This is a genomic window from Pseudomonas sp. P1_F1_2 (assembly GCF_056405815.1).
The window spans coordinates 83,339-96,215 of sequence record NZ_JBFUBK010000004.1; the positions used below are offsets into that span (position 1 = coordinate 83,339).

12 protein-coding genes are annotated in these 12,877 nt (G+C 57.7%); 2 read left to right on the plus strand and 10 right to left on the minus strand.

Annotated elements, in window-relative coordinates; genetic code table 11:
- Positions 1-2: 2 nt before the first annotated feature.
- Both AC1D2P_RS02190 and AC1D2P_RS02195 read left to right on the plus strand, forming a co-directional pair.
- Positions 3-1,343, plus strand: coding sequence for an HlyD family type I secretion periplasmic adaptor subunit (locus tag AC1D2P_RS02190; protein ID WP_109786817.1), 1,341 nt, complete (start codon positions 3-5; stop codon positions 1,341-1,343).
- A gap of 1 nt (position 1,344) precedes the next feature.
- Positions 1,345-2,673 carry a TolC family outer membrane protein gene (locus tag AC1D2P_RS02195; RefSeq protein ID WP_109786818.1) on the plus strand — a complete coding sequence of 443 codons (1,329 nt, stop codon included), beginning with the start codon at positions 1,345-1,347 and terminating at the stop codon, positions 2,671-2,673.
- 102 nt (positions 2,674-2,775) lie between these two features.
- Here AC1D2P_RS02195 and glmS read toward each other — a convergent pair whose 3' ends face one another.
- The 10 genes from glmS to atpE all read right to left on the minus strand — a co-directional run bounded on the left by glmS (position 2,776) and on the right by atpE (position 12,776).
- Positions 2,776-4,608: a glutamine--fructose-6-phosphate transaminase (isomerizing) gene (gene glmS / locus AC1D2P_RS02200; RefSeq protein ID WP_109786857.1), complete on the minus strand. Its 1,833-nt coding sequence runs from the start codon at positions 4,606-4,608 to the stop codon at positions 2,776-2,778.
- A gap of 2 nt (positions 4,609-4,610) precedes the next feature.
- Positions 4,611-5,387 carry a DeoR/GlpR family DNA-binding transcription regulator gene (locus AC1D2P_RS02205; RefSeq protein WP_109786858.1) on the minus strand — a complete coding sequence of 259 codons (777 nt, stop codon included), beginning with the start codon at positions 5,385-5,387 and terminating at the stop codon, positions 4,611-4,613.
- 216 nt (positions 5,388-5,603) lie between these two features.
- Positions 5,604-6,971, minus strand: coding sequence for a bifunctional UDP-N-acetylglucosamine diphosphorylase/glucosamine-1-phosphate N-acetyltransferase GlmU (glmU, locus tag AC1D2P_RS02210; protein ID WP_109786859.1), 1,368 nt, complete (start codon positions 6,969-6,971; stop codon positions 5,604-5,606).
- Positions 6,972-7,087: 116 nt separating this feature from the next.
- Complete coding sequence (locus AC1D2P_RS02215) at positions 7,088-7,513, minus strand: F0F1 ATP synthase subunit epsilon (protein ID WP_109786860.1); 426 nt, start codon at positions 7,511-7,513, stop codon at positions 7,088-7,090.
- 45 nt (positions 7,514-7,558) lie between these two features.
- Positions 7,559-8,938 carry a F0F1 ATP synthase subunit beta gene (gene atpD, locus AC1D2P_RS02220; protein ID WP_007948086.1) on the minus strand — a complete coding sequence of 460 codons (1,380 nt, stop codon included), beginning with the start codon at positions 8,936-8,938 and terminating at the stop codon, positions 7,559-7,561.
- 27 nt (positions 8,939-8,965) lie between these two features.
- A complete protein-coding gene (gene atpG, locus AC1D2P_RS02225) occupies positions 8,966-9,826 on the minus strand; it encodes a F0F1 ATP synthase subunit gamma (protein ID WP_046030892.1) in 861 nt (286 codons plus the stop codon).
- Between the two features lie 50 nt (positions 9,827-9,876).
- On the minus strand, positions 9,877-11,421 hold the full coding sequence (gene atpA / locus AC1D2P_RS02230) for a F0F1 ATP synthase subunit alpha (protein WP_109786861.1): 1,545 nt from the start codon (positions 11,419-11,421) through the stop codon (positions 9,877-9,879).
- Positions 11,422-11,442: 21 nt separating this feature from the next.
- Positions 11,443-11,979 (minus strand): F0F1 ATP synthase subunit delta, encoded by a 537-nt coding sequence (locus AC1D2P_RS02235; RefSeq protein WP_109786862.1) that lies wholly within the window; start codon positions 11,977-11,979, stop codon positions 11,443-11,445.
- A 12-nt stretch (positions 11,980-11,991) separates the two neighbouring features.
- Positions 11,992-12,462 (minus strand): F0F1 ATP synthase subunit B, encoded by a 471-nt coding sequence (locus AC1D2P_RS02240; protein WP_046030898.1) that lies wholly within the window; start codon positions 12,460-12,462, stop codon positions 11,992-11,994.
- Positions 12,463-12,518: 56 nt separating this feature from the next.
- Positions 12,519-12,776 (minus strand): F0F1 ATP synthase subunit C, encoded by a 258-nt coding sequence (atpE, locus tag AC1D2P_RS02245; RefSeq protein WP_002555987.1) that lies wholly within the window; start codon positions 12,774-12,776, stop codon positions 12,519-12,521.
- Positions 12,777-12,877: the final 101 nt, after the last annotated feature.

Below are 12,877 nucleotides of genomic sequence, written 5' to 3' on the forward strand. Positions count from 1 at the left end.
TCATGCAAATGAGCCAACACACCGAGATGATTCTCAACGAATCCAAGAGCGTGGTCGATCTGGACGTCGGCAGACCCGCGCACTGGGGCATGTGGCTGGTACTCGCCGGGTTCGGCGGCTTTCTCCTGTGGTCCTGGCTGGCGCCGCTGGATGCTGGCGTGGTCGCGACAGGCACGGTCAAAATCACCAGCAATCGCAAAGCCGTGCAGCATCTCAGTGGCGGCACCGTGGAGGCCATTCTCGTTCGCGAAGGCGAATTGGTGACCAAAGGCCAGGAAGTGGTCCGCCTCGACTCGTTGCGCGCCGTTGCCGAACAGGGTGCGGTCAGCGCCCAGTACATCGTCAGCAAGACCGTGGAAAACCGCCTTGAAGCGGAACGGGACAACCGCGATGTGGTGGCCTACGACCCTGAGTTGCTCAAGCGCTTCGGCAATGACCACCGCCTGACGGCTGCCATGGACCTGCAACAGCGCCTGCTGGACACCCGCCGCGCCGGTCTCGCCGGCGAAATCAGCATCCTGCAGGAAAACCTGGCAGCGTCGGCTGTGCAGCTCAAGGGCTTGCAGCAGGTCTATAGCGCCCGCGCCTCGCAGATCAACTTCCTCAACCAGGAACTGCAAGGCACACGCATTCTGGCGGCCGAAGGCTACATCCCGCGAAACCGCCTGCTTGAGCTGGAACGCAGCAATGCCGACCTTTCCGCCGGACAGGCCGAGAACCTCAACAACATCGCTCGCACACGCAGCCAGACCACGGAAATCAAGCTGCGCATCCTGCAACGCCAGCACGACTACCTGAAGGAAGTGGAATCGATGCTGACCGACACCGCCAAGGAAAACACCACCCTGGCCGACCGCTTGCGCGCGCTGGACTATGAAGTGACGCACACGGTGATTCGCTCGCCCATCGATGGCATGGTCCAGTCCCTGAGCATCGCCACGGTCGGCGGGATCATTCAGCCCGGCTTCAAGATCATGGAAATCGTTCCGGTCAACGAACCGCTGCAGGTCGACGCGATGATTCCCGTACAGGCCATCGACAAGATGGTTCCCGGCTTGCCCGTGGACATTTCATTCCCGGCTTTCAACCATGCCCGGACGCCCAACATCCCCGGCCGCGTGAAAACCATCTCCGCCGACCGCCTGATGGACGAAGAAAGCAAACAACCGTTCTATCTGGCCCAGGTGGAAGTCACGCCCGATGGCATGGGCCTGCTGGGTAGCAATCACATTCGCCCCGGCATGCCCGCCAGCGTCACCATCAAGACTGGCGAGCGCAACCTGATGAGCTATCTTCTCAAACCCATGCTCGAACGTGTGGACAGCTCATTCAAGGAGCAATGAAATGGACCGTCATTGCCTGTTCTTCTGCCTGCTGGGGCTGTCTCTGCCAACCTGTGCCATGGACCTGAAACAAGCCTGGGATCTGTTGCAGTACCAGGGTCCTATCTACCAGGCGGCCATCAATGAAAAAAAGGCCGGCGGCGAAAACCGCGCCATCGGCCTGTCCGGCCTGCTACCGCAGATCAATGCCTCGGCCTATGACAACAAGGTCAATGGCACCCAAAGCCAGAACGGCCTCGACAGAGATCTCGACTACGACTCCAAGGGCGCCAACGTGCGCCTGCGCCAGCCACTCTTCAACAAACAGAAAATGGCCGAGTACCGCCAGGGTCAACAGCGTGCCGACTACAGCGTCGCGGTGTTCGATGCCAAGAGCCAGGACGCCGCGGTACGCCTGGCCGAAAGCTATTTCGACGTGCTCCTGGCCAGCGAAACCATCGTCCTGGCCAAGTCCAAGCTGAACGCCTTCGATGAGCAACTCGCCTCAGCAAAACGGCGCATGGAACTGGGGGCGGGCACCGTCACCGACATCGATGAATCGGTCGCTCGCCGCGACCTCGCCGAGGCCGAGCTGATCGAAGCACAGGACAACTTGATCAACGCGCGCCGCAAGCTGGTGGAATTTATCGGTGAAACCCCCGATTCGCTGACCACCTTGCGTCCGGGCTTCAATACACCACCGCTGCTCCCGAGCAACCTGCAGGACTGGTTAGTCAAAGCCCAGGCCGATAGCCCATTGATTCATGCTCGCCGCTATAGCAGTGACCTCGCAGCAGAAGAAGTGAAGCGCGCCAGGGCCGGCCACTGGCCAACACTGGATTTCATTGCCGGCTACACCGCGGGCAAGAGCCAATCACTCTCCGAGTTGAATCAACGCAACCAATACGGCTCGATCGGGCTGGAGGTCAATTTCCCACTGTTCAGTGGTGGCGGCGTCAGCGCGCTGACACGCCAGGCCAGTGCCAATAGCGATAAGGCCATAGACGAACTCGACGCCACACGACAGGAAGTCATCTCCGGAACCACTCGTGAGTATTACGGCATACAGAGCGGCGCCAAACGTGTTCGCGCGCTGGAGAAAGCCGTTGAATCCAACGAGCGCTCACTGGCTTCGACCCGCAAGGGCTTCAAAGAGGGGGGTACCAGTACCAACTCGGACGTGCTCAATGCCGAAGAATTGCTCTTCGTTGCACGCCACGATCTGTTCGAGGCGAAGTTGCGTTATTTGATGTCCCGCCTGCGCCTGGCCTCTTCGGTGGGCAGTCTGGGCGACGACGATATCGACCAGATCAACGACTACCTCGGCCCGGAACTGCTGGTGAACAACTGACTTGCACCTGACCGCCGGTCGAGCCAAACGATGGCTGACCGGCGTTCTGATGATGCGTGACCAGTTGTTCAAAAACAGCCGTTTCGATCACCTGTGGATAACTTATTCCACCGTCACCGACTTCGCCAGGTTACGCGGCTGGTCAACGTCCGTGCCTTTCAAGACAGCCACGTAGTACGACAGCAATTGCAGCGGGATGGTGTAGAGGATCGGCGACAGGGTGTCGTGGATGTGCGGCATGTGGACAACGTGCGTGCCTTCGCCGTTGGTCATGCCAGCCTTTTCGTCTGCAAAGACGATCAGTTGGCCACCACGGGCGCGGACTTCCTGGAGGTTGGATTTCAACTTCTCCAGCAGCTCGTTGTTCGGCGCCACGGTCACCACTGGCATGTCGTTATCCACAAGTGCCAACGGGCCGTGTTTCAGTTCGCCCGCCGGGTAGGCTTCAGCGTGGATGTAGGAAATTTCCTTGAGTTTCAGGGCCCCTTCCATCGCTACCGGGAATTGCGCACCACGGCCGAGGAACAGCGTGTGGTTTTTCTCGGCGAACAGTTCGGCGATTTTCTCCACGGTGCTGTCCATGGCCAAGGCTTCACCCAAGCGGGTTGGCAGACGACGCAATTCTTCGACCAACGTGGCTTCGACGCCTTTGGCCAACGTGCCGCGTACCTGACCCAAGGACAGGGTGAGCAACAGCAAACCCACCAGTTGGGTGGTAAAGGCTTTGGTCGACGCCACGCCGATTTCACGACCGGCTTGGGTCAGCAGCGTCAGGTCGGACTCACGCACCAGCGAACTGATGCCGACGTTGCAGATCGCCAGGCTGGCGAGGAAGCCCAATTCCTTGGCATTGCGCAACGCGGCCAGGGTATCGGCCGTCTCACCGGACTGCGAGATGGTCACGAACAGAGTGTCTGGCTGCACCACCACCTTGCGGTAGCGGAATTCGCTGGCGACTTCGACCTGGCACGGGATACCGGCCAGTTCTTCGAGCCAGTAACGGGCAACCATGCCGGCGTGATAGCTGGTGCCGCAGGCAACGATCTGTACGTTGCGCACTTTGGCGAACAGTTCGGCGGCCTGTGGGCCGAATGCCTGTACCAACACGCCGTTGGGGCTCAGACGACCTTCGAGGGTACGCTGCACGACGGCGGGTTGTTCGTGAATTTCCTTGAGCATGAAGTGGCGAAACGTGCCCTTGTCCGCGGCTTCGGCACCGTCGCGGTACTGCACGGTTTCACGCTCGACGGCTTTGCCATTCACGTCCCAGATCTGCACGCTGTCACGGCGGATTTCAGCAATATCGCCTTCTTCCAGGTACATGAAACGGTCAGTGACCTGACGCAGTGCCAGTTGGTCGGAAGCCAGGAAGTTTTCACCCAGGCCCAGGCCAATTACCAACGGGCTGCCGCTGCGGGCCGCAACCAGGCGATCCGGTTGATGAGCACTGATAACCGACAGACCGTAAGCACCGTGCAACTCTTTGACAGTCGCCTTCAGGGCGGCGGTCAGATCGTGCAGGTCCTTGAGTTTATGGTTCAGCAGGTGAGCGATAACTTCGGTGTCGGTGTCCGAGGTGAACACGTAACCCAAGGCTTTGAGCTGCTCACGCAAGGCTTCGTGGTTTTCGATGATGCCGTTGTGCACCACGGCCAGGTCGCCGGAGAAATGCGGGTGTGCGTTGCGCTCGCAGGGTGCGCCGTGTGTGGCCCAACGGGTGTGAGCAATGCCGAGGCGGCCGACCAGTGGCTCGGCTTCGAGCGCCGCTTCCAGTTCGCTGACCTTGCCCGGACGACGCATACGCTCGAGTTTTTCATCGTTGGTGAAGACCGCCACACCGGCGCTGTCATAGCCACGGTATTCCAGGCGCTTGAGGCCTTCGAGCAGGATGGCGGTGATGTTACGTTCTGCGACTGCGCCGACAATTCCACACATGGCTATTTCTCCTGACTGATAGCTGCGCAAATCAAATTGATACCGCGCGCCTGTATCAGATCGCGAGCCTCCAGGGGCAGGCGATCATCGGTGATAAGGGTATGGACACTGCTCCACGGCAGCTCCAGGTTGGGAATTTTGCGACCGATCTTGTCGGCCTCCACCATCACGACGACTTCACGGGCGACTTCGGCCATGACTCGGCTCAAACCCAGCAATTCGTTGAAGGTGGTCGTACCGCGAACCAGATCGATGCCGTCGGCACCGATGAACAATTGGTCAAAGTCGTAGGAGCGTAATACTTGCTCGGCGACTTGCCCCTGGAAAGACTCGGAATGCGGATCCCAGGTCCCGCCGGTCATCAACAGCACCGGCTCGTGTTCAAGTTCGCTCAAGGCATTGGCAACGTGCAGCGAGTTGGTCATCACCACAAGACCCGGCTGCTGGCCGAGTTCCGGAATCATGGCCGCCGTGGTGCTGCCGCTGTCGATGATGATGCGTGCATGCTCGCGAATGCGCAGGACGGCGGCGCGAGCAATGGCTTGTTTGTATTTGGAGATCGGTTGGCCGATGTCGGCCACCAGTTCCTGAGGCATGGTGATTGCTCCGCCGTAACGGCGCAGCAGCAGGCCGTTACTTTCGAGCGCTGCCAAGTCCTTGCGAATCGTAACTTCAGAAGTTTCGAAGCGCTTCGCCAGCTCATCCACACTGACTTCGCCCTGCTCATTGAGCAAGGTGAGAATATTGTGCCGGCGTTGGGGTGTATTGCGCTTCGACATGGGCTTGTAAGTTTCGATTCGAAAGATAACGGAAGCAATCAAAACCTATCAGCGAAAGTTCGTCAAGCGGATAGCGATAAAATGTCTATGGGTAAAAGCATCGCGGGCCAGCCCGCTCCCACAGGAATTGGGAGATCCTTGTGGGAGCGGGCTGGCCCGCGAATGCAGTTGTGCAGACTGTGAATAAATCAGGCTGACAACAGGTATGTGGATAACTCAGCTCTTCTTGATCTTCTCCGGCCGTTTCCAGCCATCGATGTTCTTCTGACGAGCTCGCCCTACCGCCAACTGGGATTTATCCACAGTCGAGGTAATCGTCGAACCGGCCGCCGTGGTCGCACCTGACAAGATATCCACAGGTGCCACCAACGAGTTGTTGGAACCGATGAACACATCTTCACCCAGCACCGTCTTCCACTTGTTGGCGCCATCGTAGTTGCACGTAATGGTGCCCGCGCCAATGTTGGTCCGCGCACCGATCTCGGCGTCGCCCAGATAGCTCAAATGACCCGCCTTGGCGCCTTCACCCAAGTGTGCGTTCTTCAGTTCAACAAAGTTACCCACATGCGCGCGAGCTTCAAGCACAGTGCCTGGCCGCAGGCGGGCGAATGGGCCGGCGTCACTGCCTTCACCCAGAATGGCGCCTTCAATGTGGCTGTTGGCCTTGATCACGACACCTTTACGCAGGGTGCTGTCCTTGATCACGCAGTTCGGGCCGATCACCACGTCATCTTCGATGACGACGTTGCCTTCGAGGATCACGTTGATATCGATCAGCACGTCGCGGCCAACGGTGACTTCACCGCGCACATCGAAACGGGCCGGGTCACGCAGGGTCACGCCTTGAGCCATTAAGCGACGGCCGGCGCGCAGCTGATAATGGCGCTCCAGTTCGGAGAGTTGCTTGCGATCATTGGCGCCCTGCACTTCCATGGCGTCATGAGGTTGCTCGGTGGCCACGATCAGACCATCGCTGACCGCCATGGCGATCACGTCTGTCAGGTAATACTCGCCCTGGGCATTGTTGTTGGAGAGACGACTCATCCAGTTGCCAAGGCGTTCGAAAGGCATGGCCAGAATGCCAGTGTTGCCTTCAGTGATTGCGCGCTCTTTTTCGTTGGCGTCCTTTTGCTCGACGATCGCCGTGACCTTGCCGTCGGCATCGCGGACGATGCGGCCATAACCGGTAGGGTCGTCCAGCTCAACGGTGAGCAAACCCAGTTGCTGCGGCGCCACTTTCTTGAGCAGGCGTTGCAGGGTTTCGACCTCAATCAGCGGCACATCACCGTAGAGAATCAGTACGGTATCGGACTCGATGAACGGCACGGCCTGCGCCACCGCATGACCGGTACCCAGTTGCTTGTCCTGGAGGACGAAATTCAGGTCGTCCGCCGCCAGGCGCTCACGCACCGCTTCGGCTCCATGACCAATGACCACATGAATACGCTGTGGATCAAGTTGCCGGGCGCTGTGGATAACATGGCCAAGCATCGAGTTGCCGGCAATCGGGTGCAGAACTTTCGGCAATGCCGAACGCATGCGCGTGCCTTGGCCAGCAGCGAGGATAACGATTTCAAGAGACATGACTGGCTACCAATCCTGGGTGGTCAGCGGCTGCGACCAGATTATGAAAGTCGGAAAAGAAAAAAGGGTAGCCGAGGCTACCCTTTTTAATCAATCGCGCAACAAGTCGCAGGCAATTAGCCACCGAACTTCTTGCGGATCTGCTGGACGGTGCGCAGCTGAGCTGCTGCCTCGGCCAGACGTGCGGAAGCAGCACCGTAGTCGAATTCTGCACCACGGTCATGCAAGGCCCTCTCGGCAGCCTTAACGGCTTCCTGAGCAGAGGCTTCATCCAGGTCGACAGCACGTTGCACGGTATCGGCAAGTACTTTGACCATGTTCGGCTGAACCTCGAGGAAACCACCGGAGATGTAAAACACCTCGGCTTCCCCGCCCTGCTTGATCAGGCGGATCGGACCCGGTTTGAGATTAGTGATCAGCGGCGCGTGACCCAGAGCGATACCAAGATCACCCAGAGCACCGTGCGCAATCACCATCTCGACCAGGCCGGAAAAGATTTCTCCTTCCGCGCTGACGATATCGCAATGGACTGTCATAGCCATCTGATTGCCTCAACCTAAATTAGCGCCCGTTTCCGGGCGCCGGGATTACAGTTTCTTGGCTTTCTCGATCGCTTCTTCGATGCCGCCGACCATGTAGAACGCTTGTTCTGGCAGGTGGTCGTAGTCACCGTTGAGGATGCCTTTGAAGCCAGCAATGGTGTCTTTCAGGGAAACGTATTTGCCCGAAGAACCGGTGAAGACTTCAGCCACGAAGAACGGCTGCGACAAGAAGCGCTGGATCTTACGAGCACGGTTTACCAACTGCTTGTCTTCTTCCGACAGCTCGTCCATACCCAGGATCGCAATGATGTCCTTCAGTTCTTTGTAACGCTGCAGGACGTACTGTACACCGCGAGCAGTGTCGTAGTGATCCTGGCCGATTACGTTCGGGTCCAGCTGGCGCGAAGTCGAGTCGAGTGGATCGATTGCCGGGTAGATACCCAGGGAAGCGATGTCACGGGACAGAACGACGGTCGCGTCCAAGTGGGCGAAAGTGGTCGCTGGCGACGGGTCGGTCAAGTCATCCGCAGGTACGTATACCGCCTGGATCGAGGTGATCGAACCGTTCTTGGTCGAAGTGATACGCTCTTGCAGAGTACCCATCTCTTCGGCCAGGGTCGGCTGGTAACCTACTGCGGAAGGCATACGGCCCAGCAGTGCGGATACTTCAGTACCGGCCAGGGTGTAACGATAGATGTTGTCGACGAACAGCAGAACGTCGTTACCTTCGTCACGGAACTTCTCGGCCATGGTCAGACCGGTCAGTGCTACGCGCAGACGGTTACCCGGCGGCTCGTTCATCTGACCGTAAACCAGTGCCACTTTGTCCAGAACGTTGGAATCCTTCATCTCGTGGTAGAAGTCGTTACCCTCACGAGTACGCTCACCCACACCGGCGAACACGGAATAACCGCTGTGCTCGATGGCGATGTTACGGATCAGTTCCATCATGTTTACGGTTTTGCCTACACCGGCACCACCGAACAGACCGACTTTACCACCCTTGGTGAACGGGCAAACCAAGTCAATAGCCTTGATGCCGGTTTCCAGCAGGTCGTTGCCGCCCGCTTGTTCAGCGAAGGTTGGCGCAGGACGGTGAATGCCCCAGCGCTCTTCGGTGTCGATCGGGCCAGCTTCGTCGATCGGGTTGCCCAGTACGTCCATGATCCGGCCCAGCGTCGCTTTACCGACCGGTACGGAGATGGCGGAACCGGAGTCGATGACGTCCAGACCACGCTTCAAGCCCTCGGTGGAGCCCATCGCAATGGTACGAACCACGCCGTCGCCCAGCTGTTGCTGAACTTCCAGAGTGGTTGCGGCCGCGCTTTGTACAGTCAGCGCGTTGTAGATGCTCGGTACGCTGTCGCGTGGGAATTCCACGTCGATAACGGCGCCGATGATTTGAACGATACGTCCGCTACTCATAGCTGGATCCTCTGAATATTTGAACCGTTAAACCGCGGCAGCGCCGCCGACGATTTCCGAGATCTCTTGGGTGATCGCAGCCTGACGCGCCTTGTTGTAGATCAGCTGCAAATCGCTGATCAAATCACCGGCGTTGTCGGTAGCGTTCTTCATCGCGATCATCCGCGCAGCTTGTTCAGCCGCGTTGTTCTCGACCACCGACTGGTAGACCTGCGACTCCACGTAACGAACCATCAAGCCGTCAAGCAGCTCTTTGGCGTCCGGTTCGTAGAGATAGTCCCAGTGGTGCTTGAGTCCTTGATCCGGGGTTGCCACCAGTGGAATCAACTGCTCCACGGTAGGCGATTGCGTCATGGTGTTGATGAACTTGTTGGACACCACGGACAGGCGGTCAATACGGCCGTCCAGGTAGGCATCCAGCATCACCTTGACGCTGCCGATCAGGTCATTGATCGACGGCTCTTCACCCAGGTGGCTGATAGCTGCTACGACGTTGCCGCCGAAGTTGCGGAAGAAAGCCGCACCCTTGCTACCCACTACACACAGATCAATCTCGACGCCGTTTTCGCGGTTTACCGCCATGTCCTTGACCAGGGCCTTGAACAGGTTGGTGTTCAAACCACCACACAAACCACGGTCAGAGCTCACCACAACGTAACCGACGCGCTTTACTTCACGCTCGATCATGAACGGGTGGCGATATTCCGGGTTGGCGTTGGCCAAATGACCAATAACCTGGCGGATGCGCTCCGCGTAAGGACGGCTAGCAGCCATGCGCATTTGTGCCCTGCGCATTTTACTGACCGCCACTTTTTCCATGGCGCTGGTAATCTTTTGCGTGCTTTTGATGCTCGCAATCTTACTGCGAATCTCTTTTGCGCCTGCCATGTAACACCTATCAGGTTAGCAAGCGGGAGCCTTGCGGCTCCCGCTGCGGCTTACCAGGTTTGGGTCGCCTTAAACTTCTCGATACCGGCTTTCATGCCCGCATCGATTTCGTCGTTGAAGTCGCCCTTCACGTTGATCTTCGCCATCAAATCGGCGTGATCGCGGTTGAAGAAGGAAATCAGCGCTTGTTCAAAGCTACCGATCTTGGCGATTGCGACGTCAGTCAGGAACCCACGCTCAGCGGCATACAGCGACAGCGCCATGTCAGCAATCGACATTGGTGCGTATTGCTTCTGCTTCATCAGCTCGGTAACGCGCTGACCATGGTCAAGTTGCTTACGGGTCGCTTCGTCCAGGTCAGATGCAAACTGGGCGAATGCCGCCAGTTCACGGTACTGAGCCAGAGCGGTACGGATACCACCGGAGAGCTTCTTGATGATCTTGGTCTGAGCGGCACCACCCACACGGGATACCGAAACACCGGCGTTCACAGCGGGACGGATCCCGGAGTTGAAAATGGCCGATTCCAGGAAGATCTGACCGTCAGTGATGGAAATCACGTTGGTCGGAACGAACGCGGAAACGTCGCCAGCCTGGGTTTCGATGATCGGCAGTGCAGTCAGGGAACCGGTTTTGCCGGTCACTGCGCCGTTGGTGAACTTCTCAACGTATTCTTCCGAAACGCGGGATGCGCGCTCCAGCAGACGGGAGTGGAGATAGAACACGTCGCCTGGGTAAGCTTCACGGCCTGGTGGACGGCGCAGAAGCAGGGAAATCTGGCGATAAGCCACTGCTTGCTTGGACAGATCGTCATAAACGATCAGCGCGTCTTCACCGCGGTCGCGGAAGAATTCACCCATGGTGCAACCGGCATAAGGTGCCAGGTATTGCAGTGCTGCAGATTCCGAAGCGCTCGCTGCCACGATGATCGTGTTAGCCAGTGCGCCGTTTTCTTCCAGCTTGCGAACAATGTTAGCGATGGTCGATTGTTTCTGACCGATGGCTACATAGACGCAGAAAATGCCGCTGTCTTTCTGATTGATGATCGCGTCGATCGCCAGAGCGGTTTTACCGATCTGACGGTCACCGATGATCAGCTCACGCTGGCCACGGCCGACAGGGATCATGGCATCGACAGCCTTGTAGCCAGTCTGTACAGGCTGGTCTACCGACTTACGCCAGATCACGCCTGGAGCAACTTTCTCGACCGCGTCGGTCAAGGTGTTGTTCAGTGGACCTTTGCCATCAATCGGGTTACCCAGTGCGTCGACTACGCGACCCAGCAGTTCCTTACCAACCGGAACTTCGAGGATGCGGCCAGTGCACTTGGCGCTCATGCCTTCAGCCAGAGACTGGTATGCGCCCAATACAACGGCACCTACGGAGTCTTGCTCCAGGTTGAGAGCCATACCGAAGACGCCGCCCGGAAACTCGATCATCTCGCCGTACATTACGTCGGCCAGACCGTGAATCCGCACGATACCGTCAGATACGCTGACGACAGTGCCTTCGTTACGGGCTTGGGAGGTCACATCGAGCTTGTCGATGCGGCCCTTGATAATTTCACTTATTTCGGAAGGATTGAGTTGCTGCATTGCTCTGCTGCCCCTTCAAACTCAAGATTTCAATGCTTCGGCAAGGCTCGCGAGTTTGCCGCGAACCGAGCCATCGATAACCAGGTCGCCGGCGCGGATGACAATGCCCCCAATAAGGGATTTGTCTTCCTCGACTTGCAGGCGCACTTCCCGGTTGAGTCGTGCACTGAGAACCTTGGCGAGTTTGTCTTGCTGTTCTTGGTTCAATGCAAAAGCACTGGTCACTTCAACGTCTACCGACTTCTCTTGTTCGGCCTTGTACAGGTCAAACAGAGCGGCGATCTCCGGCAACAGCGGGAGACGGTCGTTTTCGGCAACGACGTGAATGAAGTTCTGTGCCTTGACATCAAACTTGTCGCCGCACACGTCAATAAACGTGGCGGCCTTGTCTGCGCTCGTCAGTCGCGGGGCCTTGAGCACGCGCTGCATAGTGTCGTCTTGCGACACTGCTGCAGCCAGGCCGAGCATGGCTGACCAAGAGGCCAGTTGCTGGTGGGCCTGGGCGTGCTCGAAGGCTGCCTTAGCGTAAGGTCGGGCCAACGTGGTCAATTCTGCCATGATCGCCCTCGCTTAAATTTCAGCAGCCAGTTTGTTTACCAGCTCCGCGTGCGCGTTTTGATCGATTGTGGCACCCAGGATCTTCTCGGCGCCGCCAACGGCCAGAGCACCCAATTGGGCACGCAGCGCGTCTTTGACACTGTTCAGTTCCTGCTCGATCTCGGCCTGAGCCTGAACCTTCACACGGTCAGCGTCGATACGGGCTTTTTCAACAGCCTCTTCAACGATCTGATTACCGCGTTTCTTGGCCTGCTCAATGATTTCGGCTGCCTGAGCTTTAGCTTCGCGCAGTTGTTGACCCACTTTGTCGTGGGCCAATTCCAGGTCGCGAGCTGCTCGGGCGGCAGCGTCCAGTCCATCCGCGATCTTCTTCTGACGTTCGTGCAAAGCCGCGATGACCGGAGGCCACACGAACTTCATGCAGAACAGCACAAAAATGAAGAACGCAACGGACTGGCCAATCAGGGTTGCATTAATGTTCACGCCAACACCTCGCTCGTTCGTTACACATCACACCAATTACTCGAAGGTTCGAGTAATTAGCCAGCGAGTTGACCAACGAATGGGTTCGCGAAGGTGAAGAACAGAGCGATACCAACACCGATCATGGTTACGGCGTCGAGCAGACCGGCAACGATGAACATTTTAACTTGCAGCATTGGAACCATCTCTGGCTGACGCGCTGCGCCTTCCAGGAACTTGCCACCCAACAGGCCGAAACCAATTGCGGTACCCAGTGCGCCCAGGCCGATCAACAGTGCAACAGCGATAGCGGTTAGACCAACTACAGTTTCCATCTTTCCTCCCGACTTTTACGTCGTATGGTTTAGGTTTTTTAGATTTTAAAGCGGTAAAACAAATCGTTTCATAGCCCTGTTCGGGCACCCACTCGTTTTAC

Excerpts from the sequence above, each read along its gene's own strand:
- AC1D2P_RS02190 (WP_109786817.1), top strand. The coding sequence starts at position 3 with ATGCAAATGAGCCAACACACCGAGATGATTCTCAACGAATCCAAGAGC.
- AC1D2P_RS02195 (WP_109786818.1), top strand. The coding sequence starts at position 1,345 with ATGGACCGTCATTGCCTGTTCTTCTGCCTGCTGGGGCTGTCTCTGCCA.
- glmS (WP_109786857.1), bottom strand. The coding sequence starts at position 4,608 with ATGTGTGGAATTGTCGGCGCAGTCGCAGAACGTAACATCACCGCCATC.
- AC1D2P_RS02205 (WP_109786858.1), bottom strand. The coding sequence starts at position 5,387 with ATGTCGAAGCGCAATACACCCCAACGCCGGCACAATATTCTCACCTTG.
- glmU (WP_109786859.1), bottom strand. The coding sequence starts at position 6,971 with ATGTCTCTTGAAATCGTTATCCTCGCTGCTGGCCAAGGCACGCGCATG.
- AC1D2P_RS02215 (WP_109786860.1), bottom strand. The coding sequence starts at position 7,513 with ATGGCTATGACAGTCCATTGCGATATCGTCAGCGCGGAAGGAGAAATC.
- atpD (WP_007948086.1), bottom strand. The coding sequence starts at position 8,938 with ATGAGTAGCGGACGTATCGTTCAAATCATCGGCGCCGTTATCGACGTG.
- atpG (WP_046030892.1), bottom strand. The coding sequence starts at position 9,826 with ATGGCAGGCGCAAAAGAGATTCGCAGTAAGATTGCGAGCATCAAAAGC.
- atpA (WP_109786861.1), bottom strand. The coding sequence starts at position 11,421 with ATGCAGCAACTCAATCCTTCCGAAATAAGTGAAATTATCAAGGGCCGC.
- AC1D2P_RS02235 (WP_109786862.1), bottom strand. The coding sequence starts at position 11,979 with ATGGCAGAATTGACCACGTTGGCCCGACCTTACGCTAAGGCAGCCTTC.
- atpE (WP_002555987.1), bottom strand. The coding sequence starts at position 12,776 with ATGGAAACTGTAGTTGGTCTAACCGCTATCGCTGTTGCACTGTTGATC.